Origin of the sequence: Alkalicoccobacillus porphyridii, from assembly GCF_007293315.1 — a bacterium.
Classification (GTDB): Bacteria; Bacillota; Bacilli; order Bacillales; family Bacillaceae_D; genus Alkalicoccobacillus; species Alkalicoccobacillus porphyridii.
In genome coordinates, this window is sequence record NZ_VLXZ01000001.1 from 214409 (window position 1) to 230729 (window position 16321).

A 16321-nucleotide genomic window follows, 5' to 3' on the forward strand; every position below is an offset into this window, starting at 1 on the left:
GTTCTTTGTATTAATGTCTCAGTCTCTAGCTATTTTTAATCTCTAAAACCTACATACTCCTCTACAATCGCTAAGAACATTTTGCCGATCTCATGCAGGGCATCTTCATCAAAGTCAAATCGAGGATGGTGGTGGGGAAATTGTGTATGCTCCTCGTCTGTTCGTCCGCCAACGTGGAAGAAAACGCCTGGTTTTTCCTTCAGATAATAAGCAAAATCTTCTCCTCCTAAGATCGGAGCGACAATAATCGGAACATCCTCTCCAAGATGCTTCTTTGTGATCTCTCTAACTTTTGCCGTCTCCGCTTCATCATTTACGAGTGCAGGATAGCCACGCGTGTACTCATATTGGTAGCTCGCGTGAGATGCATGACACAAACCTTCAACAATACGTTCGATCTCTCCCTCTATAAAAATCCTTGTATCAGGATTGTATGTACGAACAGTCCCCTCAATTTTTGCAGTATCTGCAATGACATTAAATGCGGTTCCCGATTGAAATACCCCTACGGTTACCACAGCAGGATCAATAGGATTTACCCGTCTACTAACAATTTGCTGTAGATAATTAACGATTTGACTACCTAAAGCAATTGAATCAACCGTTGTATGAGGTTTCGCCCCATGTCCGCCTTTTCCTTGAATCTGAATTGAAAATGTATCAGCTGCTGCCATAACAGCTCCTTCTCTTATAGCAACTTTGCCTAAAGGAATATCTGAGGATACATGTGCACCAAATACTTTCTCTACTCCATCCAGTGCTCCTGCCTCAATCATCGACTTTGCCCCTCCTGGAATCAGCTCTTCCGCATGTTGAAAGATAAGCACAATGGTTCCTTTTAGACGGTGTGTTTCTGATGAAAGAACCTTCGCTACCCCAAGTAAAGCTGAAGCGTGACCATCATGTCCGCAAGCATGCATCACTCCATCTACCTCAGATCGATAAGGGACATCATTCTGTTCTTGTATCGGTAATGCATCAAAATCAGCTCGTAGCGCAATCACTGGACCTGCTTTATCCCCACGTATATAGGCTAGAACCCCATTTCCACCAACATTCGTTATGACCTCTAAGCCAAACCCCTTCAGAGTCTCTGCAATATAAGCAGCCGTTTTTGTTTCTTGAAAAGATAGCTCTGGATGCTGATGGAAATACCTTCTCCAATTTATTACCTGTTCTTTTTCCTCTTTCAGTTTATTAACTAATGATTCTGTCAATTTAACTTCCTCCTCTATCAAATGATATTCCTATATCGTACGAAGTTACTCTTATTTTGTCCAATTAAAGGTTTTAATTCATACTTTACATATAGGAATAGATTGTTTAATATGAATACAAAATAATCGGATAGTATATATTAAAAGGAGGATTAAGACGAGTGGGAAAACTTGAGGATGCCGTTGAAATCAGAAAACAACAACTCATTTCTAGGCTTTTGAAGCACCATATCTATAAACAGGATGGACATCAGTTGTATGAATTAACTCTCTCTGAAATAGAAAGAGTCTATTCAGCACTCTATAAACCTCTTAACGACAAAAAGCTAGGATAAAAGAGAATCCGTCACTGCTTTTTAACAAAAAATAGCCGAATGATTTGGTTAAACCAACAATCATTCGGCTATTTTTATCGCTATGTCCAAGGCTCTAAGTCAGTCTGCGCGCTTCTAAGACAAATGTTTTTGGAATACCCTTATCAAATGTGTCACTTGAAAGATTCGGTTCTTCCACCAGCTTAGTGATAGCTAGTCCACTTTGGGCTGCAGAAGTTACGATTTCACCGAGTGTCCATTGTCTCAGCAAGACCACAGGTGCTTGCTCTTCCCCATATTTTGAAAAAGCAACCTCCTGCTGTTTTAACTCTGTATCAAAGTAATTACCGGTTACTTTATGCTTACGTACCTTTGCGGTGCTTCCTCTAGAGGTAATTAGTTTTGTAGAAACTGGATGAAAGTCTCTAATGATACATTTACCCTCTGGCTTTAACATGGAGCGAATCATCTTAAAAAAGGGAAGTAAATCATCAAAATAATGTAATATCCCCATTTCCGCAAATACAATGTCGTAGAGATTTTCACCTTTAGCGGACAGGTTTAAGACATCGTCTAGTTGATAGTTGATGTTTACACTTGCCGCTTCCGCTAGCTCAAGTGCGTAGCGACGGTTGCCTTCAGAGAAATCTACTACCGTTACATCAGCCCCAAGTATGGCTAATGGAACGGCCTTGGTTCCATTTGATCCCATTAGATTCAAAATCCTTTTGTTGGTTACTGGTCCCAAATGCACTAATAATGTACTAAGCATTTGCTCTGGTTTTTTGACAATTCTACTAGCAGCCTCTTCTGGCGTACCAAACCGTTTAATCCATGCTTGATACGATTCTTCATTCCATGCTTGCTTGTTCTTTTCTGAGTGGTGCTCATTGTCTGTCATGATTTTCACCTAATTCTATGATTAAACTGTAGCTATGTTAAGTCTTTAATTAAATGATCATATGGATGCCCATACAACTGAAATTCATTGGCTAACAAAAAACCGAAGCGATCATATAACCGTTTTGCTTTCACATTATTTTTATCTACATTTAGGGAAAGCTGAGTATAGCCTTTACCAATTGCTTCTTCTTCAATAGCTTCAATGAGCATACTACCTATTTTTTGATTACGAAAATCTTCAGCAACTGCAATTGAATCAATGTAAAACTCATTCTCCATTGCTTCAGGTTGAATGGTTGGAGCTTCAACGTTAAACCACTCTGCTACTTGCATACTAAAGTTATGATCATAATAATGAGCATCCTCATAATGATAAACAATGGCAATGGCTGCAATTTGACCTTCCAGCTCACTTAAAAGAAAGTTATGGTAGCTGAATCGATTTCCTTCTTTTTGAAATAAGGATGCAAGAAAATCCAAGTATCTTTCTTTCGGGGTTTCACGAATGGATGCTAGATCAAGGGTTTCAAGTATACTATAGGTTAATTCGTTGATCTGTCGTATATCCTCTTCATTTTCAGTCTCGGTCGCAAACCGTATCATGATATGCCTCCATCATTCAAATTAATTATTTGATTTCCAAGCTACCTTCTATTGTGAACAAACGATAGAAGAGCTATTTCCGTTATTATATGCAAAAAAAGAATGCTTGACCACTATTTGTCCTTATCAACTAAAATAATAAATACAAGAAAAAAGACTAAGCAGGACGAAGGTTCTTGCTTAGTCTCATAGATTTATTCACTTGTTCCAACCATTTCAGATGGATCAGATTCCTGGCCATATAGATCAACCGTTGTCACATAATACGTATCTGCCCTGCCACCCTCAGGCAACGAGAAGCTTTTTCGTTCGTGAGCTGACAGACTTTCAACATGTTCAAACTGATCATCTTCCATTTCACGATAAATCCGGTATCCGGCAACATGTTCCTCTCTAACGGCATGCCATGTTAGAAAAGCACCCTGCACTACTACATTATCCGGCGATTCGGGAGGATCAACATCAAGCTCGATCTCTTCCTCAACAAGCTCTGCATACACAACAAGGCGCTCCTCGTGAGTTCCTTCATCTCGGTTAAATGTCCCAGAGCACGTAATCAAATTAAGATTTCTAGTATTCGCTGCACCAAATATATCTTGGATGGGTGCATTGCTTCTGTCGTAGCTCTCTTGATATTTGACTTCAAAAGTAAGCTCTTGTCCGTCCTGATCCTCAATAATAATTTCGTCTCCTTCAACTAAGTCTTCTAAGTCAAAGAAAACGGCCGGTCCTGTTCTACTGTCAACGTGACCAGCCATAACAGAATTTCCAATCGCACCTGGATTAGTTCCAGGTTCAAACCACCCTACACCATCTACATCCTCTGGAACGCCCATTTGCCCATTTTCTAGGATACCCACATCTTCTATATCAGCATCTACTCCAATGGAGGGTATACGAATGTGTGCTGGTGTCACACCTTGATTGCGTTGTTCTTCTTGTTGTTTAATTTGAGATTGAATGGCCTCTGCCTCTTCAACCACAGCTGTATCTAGAAAAGTAAACTCGGCATCAGAATCCTCATTTTGAATTACATTTTCTTCTTCAGACGGTGGCTCTAAATCAACTGTTTCAGAGGTGGTATTCTCACTTTCATCACTACCAACTACCATAGTAGATAGATCTAATGTGCCACCTGATGTTGAGGCTGTGCTGAAAGCCACTAAACCGATTAACAAAATACCTATAGTTAAAAAGGAAGTTAGCCATTTCATCTCATTTCAACTCACTTTATCCCATCTATTTTTGTTCTTCTCTCTTACAGTTTAATCTAGTTCATATACCTAGGTAACGAGAAGTTCGGGTATTGGGATCATTATTTTTAAAAATAATGATGAATAAAAAAAGAAATGAGGGATAAAAAGGAGGTCAATGAAAAAATTATCTAGAATTGAGCTCCTTTGCACCGCTACAGGAGAAACCTACGCTTTCCACGGGAACGGCCTCAGCCCTTGAAGTGGAAGTGCGCCACTTCAATGTCTTCAGACGCGTTCTGTTCCGTAGGAGTCTCCAGTTTCTCCTTCTGCTCATGTTCCCGATCAGACAAATGACCAACATTCCTATCTAAGGAAATAAGGATTGTCATTTGTTGATAAGAAGATTCACTATCATATAAAGCTTCCTTTGCAGTGACCTCGATATAAAGGTTCAATAAGATAAATCCACGTAGTCGGGTTAGCTCATTACCTTGCCTCGGGTAAGTGCCCCCATTTTCGGAAGCGGTAGCCGAAGAAACCTAACATTTTCCGTCCTCTATCTCTTTACATCAATGTCATTTACACATAAGCATGGACTCTATTTGTTATAATCTTACGTTAAAAAAAGTGGGCAAGGTCATCGATGACCTTGCCCACTTTTTTATTTTTCATTTAATTCTTCACAAGCAAGCTTTAATACTCCGTCAATTCTTTCTTGAATGTCAGACGAAATAATAAATTGTTCCTGGTCTGCTCGCTCAATATGAGAATCTAGTACATACGCACCGCTAAGAATATTAGTTGCTCCTAAAGAGGACAAGACTGGCTTAAGTGCATAATCAATGGTTAACAAATGACCAAAAGATCCTCCTAGTACAAGGGGCAACAATGTTTTTCCCTCTAATCCTTTTTGCGGTAGAAGGTCTAGATAGGTTTTTAGAATGCCTGAATAGGCAGCCTTATAAACAGGTGTTATCACAACAACCAACGAGGCTTGCTCCACCTTTACGTTAGCTTCCTTGATGGCTTCACTTGCAAAATTCGCATGAATCAAATCCTCGGCTGGTAGCTCATGTACAAAGATAGAATCCACATGGTGTCCCTCTTCTTTAAAGGCAGCCTCAGACTTTTGATGAAGAGCCTTTAATCTGGAACGCTGACTGTTCCCTCCATAAATAATTGTCACATTAGCCATTACAATCTCTCCTTTCTACGTATGTACATCCTTATGTACTCTTCTTAGCTATACATCATATTACGCATCTACTGCTTCCATAACTTCTTTAGAAGCTCTCTTGGTCACAGATTGACGATATTCATGTAGATCAACAAAATAACAACGAACCAAAGAATCTCCATTACTAAATTCATAAGCCTCGTCTCTTTTAAAGCCTAACCATTCATATAATTCTCTGGCCTTTTGCATAATATCTCCGGTATGAAGATACAAATAACTTGCTCCATTATTGGCTGCCCTGTCTATACTTTCACGCAATAGAGCCTGAGCTACGCCAAGACCACGTGCATCAGGGTGGACTGCCAGTAAGCGAATAACAGGATGTTTAACTGCTAGTTCCTCCCGCTGATAAGCCATCTCTCCAGAAGCAAACATTTGGATTGACCCAACAATTTGGTCGCCATTTCTCGCTACCAAAACCTCATCCAAATTAGGATTATCGAGTGAAACGGTTATGTTCTCCAAATATTCTGCCCATGCTTCTGGACTACGAAACACTTCTTCATATTGTTGGTAGCTATCTATTAGTAGTTGGGTTACTGTTTTTTTATCCTCTGGCTGTAACGACCCTACTTTAATAAAATCTGACATAATTATTCCCCCTTAGTTACATCTTTTAGTATAGATCATTCAACATCAGCTTTCTACAGATTAAACTTATACAAATCACTTCAAAAAAAATGAACTGTTTATAGAAAGGAATAAAAAATCATACTAAGACAGAAGCATATGGTACAAATAAAAAAGCCGAACAATGTCTGTTCAGCTTTTTTAAGTAGTTATAATACTTCTGTTGCAGTCTCAAGGTGTAACCTATAAATCTGGACCCCAATGAAGGGTTTCATGATAGTAGCGAAGTAGGGTCCAGCGATCACGAAGATGATACGCTTTTAAAAGACTTAACTGAATCAATTCCTCATCAATTTGAACATGGTCTGGATTCCAGCCTGCCAGACGAAGATCCTTTTCAACCTTTGCAACGTCTGGCAGTGAATCAATTAATTCAACTAAGCGAAGATTTTGCTCGGTTGGATCTTTTTCTAAGCTTGGTTTTACCATTTGTTTGTAATAATTCATAATCAGAAGGGTCGATCTTCCAATCTTTGCTCCGTGAAAAAGCTGCTTATGTCCATCCTCTATAAAACGCATCTCCCAATAATGAGATAAGTGATGCTCGGCGCCTGAAGCGGGGTGCGAGGCTCCAAAGGAAGCCATAGCAATACCTGACAGCACAAGTCCCTTCATCAGAACTTCAATGCCTTCTATATCACCTTGGCCGATTTTTTCAGCTACGTCTATACACGCTTCCATGGCTTCTCGAGTTAAGTCTGCGATGTCCTGATCGTATGCTTCCCCGGCTATTAGTGCGCCAGCTTTCCAATCGACGAGAGAAGTATGCTTGCCAATCATATCTCCAAATCCTGCTGCGATAAGAGGTGCAGGTGCCTGACTTAGAATGGTTACATCGGCGAATAGAGCAACTGGTGCAACCGTTTGATACGTTGTTTTTACACCCTTAATAATAATTGGGGCTCCTTTAGAATTAAAACCATCAACTGAGGGAGCTGTTGGCAGTGAGATAAATGGCTTTCCTATTTTAGCACTGACAAAACGCACGATATCATGAATGGTCCCTGAACCAACCGCTAAGAGACAGTCAGTTTCAGGTTGAACTTGAATCAAGACATCTACAATCGTTTGCTCATCGGCGATGATATCTCCTTTGTCATTGCATTGAAGACAGTGGATGCTTAGTTTAGAATTGGTTTCATTCAGATAATCTTCTACTTCTTTTCCGGCTGCCTTATACGTATTCTCATCTACAATCATGATAATATTTTTGTACGATTGACTCACAACATAGTCCGTCATTGCTCCAAAGGCTTTCTCTGCAATGATTATTGGATGAGTAGAATGCTGGAAGGTTGGACTTTCCATAATCTCATCAAATCGTTGTTTTAGCTTCATAGTTCACCCCTTAAGTCAGCCATACTGTTTAATATATAGTGAGGTTTGCTTCTTGGAGCGGCCTCCTCGGCTTTTGATGCCGTTGTATTTCCGGTTAAGACCAAAACGGTTCTCATCCCTTGCATGTTGCCCATTACAATATCTGTTCCAAGACTATCTCCTACTACCATGCATTCATGTGCTTCCAATCCAATTTGAGCAAGTGCAGCTTCAACCATAAAGCAAGATGGTTTACCGATGACTAATTCTGTTTTTTGTCCCGTAGCTGATTCAATGGCACCAATAAATCCTGCTACATCGATAGCGGGTCCATTTTCATCCGGATAGGTTTTATCACTGTTTGTAGCAATAATTCTTGCTCCGGCGGACGTAGCACGAAATGCTTGATTTAGCTCCGAATAACTAACCTCATCGTGTAACGTAATGACAACGAAGTCTGCTTCCTCCGGTTGATCTGCAACCATCACTTTGTGCTCAAGCATCTCATCTGTTAAACCACTATTTCCGAGCACCCAAACCTTAGCAAGTGGATAGTGTTTTTTGATAAACTGAGCTGTGACTGTTGAAGAAAAAATAACATCCTCTAGTTCTGATTGAATTCCGTGCTTTTTTAGCTTTTCCCATCCGGCACGCCGTGAATGATTCCCTCGATTGCTTAGGTAGACTACTTTTCTACCACTTGACTGTATGGCCTGAATAGCTTCATCTGTCCCACTAATTAGCTCCTGACCTTGGAATACTGTGCCATCTAAGTCAACCAGTACTCCTTTTATTCCATCAAACATTGACACGTCTTTCCTCCTCACGATAAGGAAGCTGGTCGATTCTTTGCTTTATCTGCTTCTTTGGCATTTCTGGATGCTTCTGCACGATTAGCCTTCATCTCATCAATGGACTTTGTCTTTAAACGAGCCGCTCCTTCATAGGACTTAGTAGCAAGTCGCGGTTGATGGTCTCTTCGTTCCTTTGCTTCTAAGATGCTATTCCGATACTGCGGCAGCCATTTTTCACCAGCTATCAGCATATCATCAACCATTTGCCAAATCTCTGGTGGAGAACACACAGCCCCGACTAATGGATCCATCATAAAGGCTTGGCGCAGCAAGCTGTCATCTCCATGCACTGCTGCCATGACCGCAAGCCTTTGAACAGAAATGCTTGCTTGGCATACTGCTGCACAGCCTAACGGAAGCTCCCCAACCTGTGGAACATTAATTCCATTTCGATCAACATAACCTGGAGCTTCAATAATTGCATCATCCGGAAGATTGGTTATGACACCACGATTGATTGTATTAAAATGTCCACGATAGACTCTTCCCGTCTCAAGCCCTTCAATGATATAGGAACCGTGCTCCTCACTGCGTTTGTCCTGACTATACTCATAGGCTGGCTCATTCATCCAATTAGGAAAATCCTCCATAAACCAATTTCTACCTTCAGTACACACACGCAAATACCCACCAGTTTCACCATTTATCCAGCTTCCTAAATCAATCCATTCCTGAATTTCTTCTGGTCGTTTTCTGTACCAGGGCACATATTCACTTAAATGGCCATTTGACTCGGTACTATAATAACCGAACCGCCTGAGGATATCTATGCGAACCTTTTCTGTCTGTTTATATTCCTCATGCGCTTCAAAGGCCTCAAGTAGCTTTCCTGTTAGATCCTCGCCTTGATGTTTAATCTGTATATACCACGTCTGATGATTAATTCCGGCACATACAATATCAATCTCTTCTTTCTTAAGTCCAAAGACATTCGCAATTTGGTTATGGCCACCTTGAACCCCATGACAAAGTCCAATCGTATGTACTCCACCAAATTCATTACAAGCCCAGGTGAGCATGGCCATTGGGTTAGCATAATTTAGCAATAAGCAATCCGGTTCCGCTACCTCACGAATATCCTTACAAATAGATAGCATTTCGTGGATTCCACGCTGCCCGTACATAATGCCTCCGGCGCTTAACGTATCACCTACGCATTGGTCCACACCGTATTGAAGGGGGATAGAGATGTCGGTCTCAAACGCCTCTAACCCTCCAATACGGACAACTGAAAAAATATACCGAGCGTCTTTTAGAGCCTCACGGCGATTCATTGTTGCCTGAATGGATATCATTCTACCATTCTCTTTTATATCACGTTGACAAAGCTCTGTTACCATTTGCAGATTCCTCTTGTCTATATCTGTAAAGGCGATCTCAATATCTGAAAACTCAGGGACAGATAATACATCTCGAAGAAGAGAACGGGTAAATCCAATACTGCCCGCCCCAATAAATGCAATTTTAAAAGACATTGTCAGTCACTCCTCTGCTTTTTCTTGTATCGTATCACCCCTTTATAGATAACGCTTTCATTTTTCTTACCTTTGGTTCACTGAATGTTTAAAATAATCACCTGCTGATTGCAAATGCTCCTTGTAACGTCCCTCTCGTCTAAATTGCTTTGGAGTAAATCCTGTCTGCTGACGAAAGATTGTACTAAAGTATTGCTGTGAGTTCATGCCAATATAATGAGGAATATCCGTAATGGATATATTTGTACGCAGAAGCAACTCCTTAGCCTTGGCCATTCGGTGATTAATAAGGTAACCGTTAACAGAGGTCCCCATCGCTTTTTTGAAGATTCGGTGTAAATACCCTGGATGAAGATGCACGGCATCAGCTACATCCTTCACACGCAAATCTCGATCATAGTTCTGATGCATGTATTCAATTGATTTCTGTATATACACATGCTGTTCGGGGGCTTCTTGAGTATGCACTGCTATTTCAGCCATACGAAGCAGGATCTGACTTAATAACAATTGTTCTGTAAAGGGAGATTCTCGATCCTTTCGATCTAACTCTAAAATTAGAGCATGTAAGCACTGAGAGATATCCGTTGAATCGTGAAGGAGCAAATAAGAATGTGGTGATTCTGTTAATTGCCTCAGAGCTTTATTTTCAGTTACAATGTCTCGAAATGATGGAAACACGGTTTCAAGCCCCTGAAAGCTAAATTCAATGTTACTCATTCTACACGATTTACCCGGCTCAACATGTAGTCTATGCGGTATATTTCCATCAATAAAAATAAATTGACCCTTTTTCAGCTTATGAGTATCCCCATCCACTTCAATTAGACAGGTTCCTGATAACACATACATAATCTCAATTGCTTCATGTGAATGAATAGACATCGTAAAGTCCTGCCATTCTTTATAATAGTAAAATCGAACCACAGGATAGTAATCTTCTTCTAGCAGGTGTTGATGATAGAAACTCATCCGAATGCTCCTTTCTTACATACTTTGAATGGGTTGAACGTTGCTTTTTTCTTATTCTGTTAAGTATATCTGGAACAAAATACGGAATCAAACAAAATACAGATGGGCTTTGAGCCCATCTGATTCTGATTACTTACCTAATCTAATAACATGCCACGAGGCTTTTGGTGCTTGCACCTGCAAATATCCGTCATTAACAGTTGAATGACCATTTGTATGTGGTTTAACCGGTTGAGAAATAGCTGTGTTCACCGCTTTTAAATCATCGTTTTCAAGCACAATATGCTCTTTAAGCTTATACTCTTCGAAACTTCTAATATCAACATTTACCTCTAAGCCTTCTTCAAGATGTCGATTTAACATAAAGATAGTCAGCTCATCTTTTTCTTCATTCCAGACAACCGCAGAGTCCAAATAAGGAACATCAGTAAATTCTTTTGAATCATATTTTGGTGACGATATAACTGGATGTAACGACGTGCCTCTTCCAAACACAGAAACATGCATGTAAGGATAGAAGATAGTCTGTCTCCATGCACTACCACCCGTCTCCGTCATAATAGGCGCAATAACATTCACAAGCTGTGCCATACATGCCATCTTCACCCGATCTGCATTACGTACTAACGTCATTAAAATAGATCCTACTAAGAGAGCATCCTCAAAAGTATACACATCCTCTAACTGAGGAGGAGCGACACTCCAAGGCTCAATTTCTCTATCTGCTTGATTGGAGTGAAACCATACATTCCATTCGTCAAAACTTAAATGCATTGTTTTTTTACTTCTTTTTTTTGCTTTTATGTAGTCGCAGGTTGCTACTACTGTTTTAATAAAGTCATTCATTTCAAGTGTTTTAGCAAGATAATTAGCTGTATCTCCTGACCGGTTTCCGTAATATTGATGCAAAGATAAATAATCAACCTCTTCATACGTATGATCTAGTATCGTTGCTTCCCACTCTGGAAACGTTGGCATCTGTGCACTTGAACTTCCACACGCTACTAATTCTATGCTCGGATCCACAAGTCTCATTGCTTTAGCTGTCTCTAAGGCAAGCCTACCATATTCGTTTGCTGTTTTATGACCCACCTGCCATGGTCCATCCATTTCGTTCCCAAGGCACCATGTCTTAATCTTATGTGGTTCCTTATACCCGTGATTACGTCTTAGATCACTCCAATAGCTACCTTTAGGGTGATTACAATATTCCAGTAAATTCCTTGCAGCATCAATTCCTCTAGTGCCAAGATTCACAGCCATCATTACCTCTGTGTCCGCAAGTCTTGCCCATTCTGCAAACTCATTGGTCCCCACATAGTTAGGCTCGATAACCCTCCAGGCTAGCTCTAATTTCTTAGGTCGTTCGGATATTGGGCCAACTCCATCCTCCCAATTATAAGCCGATACCATATTTCCACCCGGATATCGTACAATTGGGACCTGAAGTTCCTTAACCAATTCTATAACATCCGTACGAAACCCCTCTTCTGTTGAGTCCGGATGATCTACCTCATAAATCCCTCCATATACGGCTCTTCCTAAGTGCTCAATAAATGAACCATACAACCTCTTATCAATCTCACCAATTTTAAATTCTCGATCCACAGTCATACGAGCTTTTAATTGTTCCGCCATTGAAGTCATCCTCTCGTTATTTAGATAGCGCTTACATTTTTATAAATATCTATTACGCTCTATATAGTCATAATACGACTACATAGGCCTTCCGATTATTCCGTAATGCATATTAACTTAATAGATGTAATTGACACTATTACGAGGCATTAATTGCTTTTATAAAGACCCTCCCTTGAAGTCATTAAAAGTATACAAACCTATCCCCCGCTATCATAGCATGAATATACGCCCTAATAACATTCTATTCTAAATTTATTGATTATTATAATAGATTTATGAATTAAAAACCAGTAAGACTAAAGTATATCTATAATTAGACAGGCTACTTCAAACACTAATAAAAGTAATTGCCATCCTACATTTCTGTATGCTATAATCATTCAGTACCGCTTACATATTACAGAATTGGGGCCTTAGCTCAGCTGGGAGAGCGCCACGCTGGCAGCGTGGAGGTCAGGGGTTCGAGCCCCCTAGGCTCCATCTACGAGAAACCTTAATGCAAGCACCTTTCACTTAGTGGAGGGTGTTTTGTTTTATTATATTATGTTTATGCGGAGGCGGATTGGAGGCAAACTCATATTTTTATCAGTTTTCCACTTTTTGGAAACTTTATCTTGTTGCAATGCGCAAATCATAGTATCATTGCACTAGATTATAGAAAAATATGGGGGAATAATATTTGCAAACTTTAGGTACTTTACTAGGCCTTGTTGCTATTGTCTTGATTGTCACTGGGATTATCGGAAATCGGAAGCGTAAAAAGAATGGCGAAAAGAAAAACAAGCAAACGTGGATTGGCATTGCTGTCTTTGTCTTAGCATTCATTGTCACACCCGTTTCACCAAATGAGGAAGCGAACGCTGAACCTAAAGATGATTCAACGGAAGAAACTAAAAAAGAGGAAGTAAATGAAGAAGATGTTACTGAAGAGGAAACTACTGAAGAAGCCACAGAAGAAGAGGATAACACTGAGGAAGTTGTAGAAGAAACTGAATCAGAGCCTTCTATAGAAGAAAGAATTAATGCTATTGCTGATGACGCGTTTTCAGGAGTAGATGAGGTATCATACAATGAAGATAACAACTTTGTTCTATTCAGAGTACAAGGACCAGATAACCTTACGATTAATATGACACGGAAATCTTGGTACATAGCTCAATTGGATACATTAGAATCCTTAGAAGGTGTTGAGGGAATTGATACAGTTGATTTCAACATTCTAACGACTCTTGTTGATCAATACGGAAATGAAAAAGATGAAATTGCAATGACGTCTTCATTCACTGCTGATACAAGAGAAAAAATAAATTTTGATAATGTTTTATTCGATAATCTTCCTAATATCGCTGATGAATATTGGCATCACCCAGCCATGGAGAAATAAAGAGCCTTAATTGGCTCTTTTTTCTTGTTGCATACAGAACGTACATTCTCATACACTAAAGGTAATTATGATGATGAGGGTTAGCCTTTGGTTGTCTCCGGTGAACCTATTATTCCCGAGGCGTATTCATATTTATATCACTTTGTTATTTAATAAATTGGATAATTTATCTTGTTGCATAACGTAAACCATAGTAGTATTTACTTATAATATGTAAGACTATGGGAGGAACACCATGCATACACATGAATCTATTAAAAAGCGTTTTGAAGAAGTTGGTGTAACAGGTAAATATGGAACGAAGAAGGAAATCAAAGAACTTCCTAAAATTCTGACAAACGACGAGATTGTTAATTATGCAACTAGCGGTTTCCTAGGGAGCAGTACTTGGTTGGTTGTATCTACTAATAAGCGCGTTATCTTCTTAGATAAAGGTATGATATATGGACTAAAACAAAAGGAAATAGCATTAGACAAAATTAACTCTATTGCCCAAAAACGCGGTATGTTGTTAGGAGAAATTCACATATGGGATGGTGCAGAGTCATTCAACATTACTCATTGTGATAAAGGAACCATACAACCATTTATAGACGCTACTAATAAGGCCATAGATGCTTTGAAAACCACTTCATCTACTGTAGCAGCTACAACGGAAACAAGTGGATTTTCTAAGATAAAAGAGCTTAAGGAATTACTTGATATGGGTGCTATTTCAGAGGAAGAGTTTAAAGCACAAAAAGAAAAAATTCTAAATTAGACGGTGACTCATGCGTACATCATTTTAGATTTTTTATATCTTTGGTAATGTTAAGTCAGTAAACAATGGAACATACGCAAAGCTCGTAGTGAGGCGGGCGGTCAATCACAGTTTTAATAAATTGTTCAGATGAGCCTATAATGGCTCATTTTTCTTATCGTATATCGAACATACATTCCCATATACTGAAAGTAATTATGATGATGAGGTGAACAATCATGAGCAAGGTTATCTTTCTAGTTGATATGAAAAGCTTTTACGAATCTATAAAGTGGCGAAAAATCCCGATCATTTAACATGTTCCCTATTAAGTTTATGTTACGTATTAAATAATCAAGAATTTTCCTTTCAAGAGTATGTTATACTAAAATCCAACCATATTATGGGAGGTGCATATGCCGTATCTACAAAAAAGAATTCAGCAAATCAATGCCCTGGAAGAAAAAGATGCTCGGCCTCTTTTAAAAGTGATTTACAGTCAATTAGAGATTAACAAAAAAGCTACTGTGAACTTCAATCCAAATGAGTTTGCACAGGACATACGATCACTTCTTGATGAATATTCAGAAGATGAAATTAAAAGCTAAGCATATTAATGGTTTTTGAAAATATCGGGTAACTTATCATAATAGTGGTCTAACTCTATAGTTTTTCGAAATTATTTAGACTTAGAGCTTGTTACCCGAACCTTACATATATAAAACTAGTGAGCTTTATATTTTTCTTCTCCTTATTTACTACTACATTCTAATTTCCTGCATTGTCTTCTCTTAACCATATCATTATCTGTTCAGATTGATTCTTGAATAGACCTCTTTGCAAAACCATCTAACCTTTCCTCCTTGAGTCATAAGTTAACCTTCACTCCTTGACTATTTATTTTGACATCTCATTCCTTAGATCTTGAAATTTTTAATATCACTTGTAATCATGTAAAATTATATTATACCTAGGAAGGGAACTATTTATATGACAAACGATCTTACACTCTACAATTATTTTATGGATAGATTAGATAACATTACAGAAGATTGGTACGATTCTCTTAACACTGAGGATAATGGAGTATATTCTTCTACGTCTAATAAATCAATTGAGATTTTGAAAGAACAAAACATGAGTTTTCACATTAATTTCTTTAAGGTTTTCTCAACTGAGAGAAGTCTTTTTTTTCTGGAAATGAAAGACTGGATTAATCTCATTTCAAATGATGAGGCCCATCTTCACACATCTAATTCTTCTATAATTAATGAATTCCTTAGAACTCAAGAGCAATATTTAGAAATTTTATATGACTTTTCAGTTGAACACTCGACTGTTACTTCAATCGAAATTAAAAAGTATAGAGAACTAATCTTAGAGACAATGCGTACAATTATCGTAACTATCACAGATGAATTTGAGAAAAACCAAAAAAACCTTTTGAACTCACAAATGCAAATGATAACTGAACTGAGTGCTCCTGTTATTCAGCTGACTACAAAAACAGGTATACTCCCTTTAATTGGCGAGATTGATACATATCGTGCTAGCATTGTTTTTGAACAAGTATTGAATACATGTTCAGAGAAAAAGCTATTACATCTAATCATCGATTTATCAGGAGTTCCGATTATTGATACCATGGTAGCAGGGAAATTGTTTGATCTTATGAACGGACTCCAGCTACTTGGTGTAGAAGCTTCGTTATCAGGTGTTAGACCTGAGATAGCGCAAACTGCTGTTCACTTAGGTATAAAACTAGATAGAGTGAAGGTTTATTCAAGTGTTGACCAAGCCATTGCAAATGGCATATTAAATTAGTCATCCAGGCAGACA

General features: G+C 38.9%; 17 protein-coding genes and 1 tRNA gene. 6 read left to right on the top strand and 12 right to left on the bottom strand.

What is annotated here, in order from left to right; genetic code table 11:
• Positions 1 to 35: 35 nt before the first annotated feature.
• Entirely contained in the window at positions 36 to 1217 is a 1182-nt protein-coding gene (locus tag FN960_RS00985) for a M20 metallopeptidase family protein (RefSeq protein ID WP_143846508.1), read from the bottom strand.
• A gap of 161 nt (positions 1218 to 1378) precedes the next feature.
• Between FN960_RS00985 and FN960_RS00990 the strand changes: the two genes are divergently transcribed.
• Positions 1379 to 1552, top strand: coding sequence for a Fur-regulated basic protein FbpA (locus tag FN960_RS00990; protein ID WP_143846509.1), 174 nt, complete (start codon positions 1379 to 1381; stop codon positions 1550 to 1552).
• Between the two features lie 94 nt (positions 1553 to 1646).
• Here FN960_RS00990 and FN960_RS00995 read toward each other — a convergent pair whose 3' ends face one another.
• The 11 genes from FN960_RS00995 to arfA form a co-directional block, all read right to left on the bottom strand.
• A complete protein-coding gene (locus FN960_RS00995) occupies positions 1647 to 2432 on the bottom strand; it encodes a class I SAM-dependent methyltransferase (protein ID WP_143846510.1) in 786 nt (261 codons plus the stop codon).
• Positions 2433 to 2464: 32 nt separating this feature from the next.
• Positions 2465 to 3037: a GNAT family N-acetyltransferase gene (locus FN960_RS01000; RefSeq protein ID WP_143846511.1), complete on the bottom strand. Its 573-nt coding sequence runs from the start codon at positions 3035 to 3037 to the stop codon at positions 2465 to 2467.
• 194 nt (positions 3038 to 3231) lie between these two features.
• Entirely contained in the window at positions 3232 to 4251 is a 1020-nt protein-coding gene (locus FN960_RS01005; RefSeq protein ID WP_143846512.1) for a class F sortase, read from the bottom strand.
• A 230-nt stretch (positions 4252 to 4481) separates the two neighbouring features.
• Entirely contained in the window at positions 4482 to 4688 is a 207-nt protein-coding gene (locus FN960_RS01010) for a hypothetical protein (protein ID WP_143846513.1), read from the bottom strand.
• Positions 4689 to 4894: 206 nt separating this feature from the next.
• Positions 4895 to 5428 (bottom strand): NADPH-dependent FMN reductase, encoded by a 534-nt coding sequence (ssuE, locus tag FN960_RS01015; RefSeq protein WP_143846514.1) that lies wholly within the window; start codon positions 5426 to 5428, stop codon positions 4895 to 4897.
• A gap of 60 nt (positions 5429 to 5488) precedes the next feature.
• Complete coding sequence (locus FN960_RS01020; RefSeq protein ID WP_143846515.1) at positions 5489 to 6061, bottom strand: GNAT family N-acetyltransferase; 573 nt, start codon at positions 6059 to 6061, stop codon at positions 5489 to 5491.
• Positions 6062 to 6283: 222 nt separating this feature from the next.
• Positions 6284 to 7438: a sn-glycerol-1-phosphate dehydrogenase gene (locus FN960_RS01025; protein ID WP_260681884.1), complete on the bottom strand. Its 1155-nt coding sequence runs from the start codon at positions 7436 to 7438 to the stop codon at positions 6284 to 6286.
• The gene (locus FN960_RS01030) at positions 7435 to 8223 is read right to left on the bottom strand and encodes an HAD-IIA family hydrolase (protein ID WP_143846955.1); all 789 of its coding nucleotides are present in this window, start codon (positions 8221 to 8223) and stop codon (positions 7435 to 7437) included. Before FN960_RS01030 ends, FN960_RS01025 begins: the two co-directional genes overlap by 4 nt.
• A gap of 17 nt (positions 8224 to 8240) precedes the next feature.
• Positions 8241 to 9746 carry an alpha-glucosidase/alpha-galactosidase gene (locus FN960_RS01035; protein WP_143846516.1) on the bottom strand — a complete coding sequence of 502 codons (1506 nt, stop codon included), beginning with the start codon at positions 9744 to 9746 and terminating at the stop codon, positions 8241 to 8243.
• A gap of 66 nt (positions 9747 to 9812) precedes the next feature.
• Positions 9813 to 10718, bottom strand: a complete 906-nt coding sequence (locus FN960_RS01040) for an AraC family transcriptional regulator (RefSeq protein ID WP_143846517.1) — start codon at positions 10716 to 10718, stop codon at positions 9813 to 9815.
• Between the two features lie 129 nt (positions 10719 to 10847).
• A complete protein-coding gene (arfA, locus tag FN960_RS01045; protein ID WP_143846518.1) occupies positions 10848 to 12356 on the bottom strand; it encodes an arabinosylfuranosidase ArfA in 1509 nt (502 codons plus the stop codon).
• Between the two features lie 410 nt (positions 12357 to 12766).
• On the opposite strand from arfA, the gene FN960_RS01050 reads away from it, so the two are divergent.
• From FN960_RS01050 to FN960_RS01070, 5 genes are all read left to right on the top strand, one after another.
• Positions 12767 to 12839 (top strand) — tRNA-Ala (locus FN960_RS01050).
• Between the two features lie 199 nt (positions 12840 to 13038).
• Positions 13039 to 13743 (top strand): cytochrome b family protein, encoded by a 705-nt coding sequence (locus tag FN960_RS01055; protein ID WP_143846519.1) that lies wholly within the window; start codon positions 13039 to 13041, stop codon positions 13741 to 13743.
• A gap of 235 nt (positions 13744 to 13978) precedes the next feature.
• Entirely contained in the window at positions 13979 to 14503 is a 525-nt protein-coding gene (locus FN960_RS01060) for a PH domain-containing protein (protein ID WP_143846520.1), read from the top strand.
• A gap of 395 nt (positions 14504 to 14898) precedes the next feature.
• Positions 14899 to 15090 (top strand): hypothetical protein, encoded by a 192-nt coding sequence (locus tag FN960_RS01065; RefSeq protein WP_143846521.1) that lies wholly within the window; start codon positions 14899 to 14901, stop codon positions 15088 to 15090.
• Positions 15091 to 15472: 382 nt separating this feature from the next.
• Entirely contained in the window at positions 15473 to 16306 is an 834-nt protein-coding gene (locus FN960_RS01070) for an STAS domain-containing protein (protein WP_143846522.1), read from the top strand.
• Positions 16307 to 16321 lie beyond the last annotated feature (15 nt).

Bases quoted from the DNA above. Each gene is read 5' to 3' on its own strand.
- FN960_RS01035 (WP_143846516.1), bottom strand. From the start codon at position 9,746: ATGTCTTTTAAAATTGCATTTATTGGGGCGGGCAGTATTGGATTTACC.
- arfA (WP_143846518.1), bottom strand. From the start codon at position 12,356: ATGGCGGAACAATTAAAAGCTCGTATGACTGTGGATCGAGAATTTAAA.
- ssuE (WP_143846514.1), bottom strand. From the start codon at position 5,428: ATGGCTAATGTGACAATTATTTATGGAGGGAACAGTCAGCGTTCCAGA.
- FN960_RS01040 (WP_143846517.1), bottom strand. From the start codon at position 10,718: ATGAGTTTCTATCATCAACACCTGCTAGAAGAAGATTACTATCCTGTG.
- FN960_RS01065 (WP_143846521.1), top strand. From the start codon at position 14,899: ATGCCGTATCTACAAAAAAGAATTCAGCAAATCAATGCCCTGGAAGAA.
- FN960_RS00995 (WP_143846510.1), bottom strand. From the start codon at position 2,432: ATGACAGACAATGAGCACCACTCAGAAAAGAACAAGCAAGCATGGAAT.
- FN960_RS01060 (WP_143846520.1), top strand. From the start codon at position 13,979: ATGCATACACATGAATCTATTAAAAAGCGTTTTGAAGAAGTTGGTGTA.
- FN960_RS01000 (WP_143846511.1), bottom strand. From the start codon at position 3,037: ATGATACGGTTTGCGACCGAGACTGAAAATGAAGAGGATATACGACAG.
- FN960_RS01030 (WP_143846955.1), bottom strand. From the start codon at position 8,223: ATGTTTGATGGAATAAAAGGAGTACTGGTTGACTTAGATGGCACAGTA.
- FN960_RS01005 (WP_143846512.1), bottom strand. From the start codon at position 4,251: ATGAAATGGCTAACTTCCTTTTTAACTATAGGTATTTTGTTAATCGGT.
- FN960_RS01020 (WP_143846515.1), bottom strand. From the start codon at position 6,061: ATGTCAGATTTTATTAAAGTAGGGTCGTTACAGCCAGAGGATAAAAAA.
- FN960_RS01070 (WP_143846522.1), top strand. From the start codon at position 15,473: ATGACAAACGATCTTACACTCTACAATTATTTTATGGATAGATTAGAT.
- FN960_RS01025 (WP_260681884.1), bottom strand. From the start codon at position 7,438: ATGAAGCTAAAACAACGATTTGATGAGATTATGGAAAGTCCAACCTTC.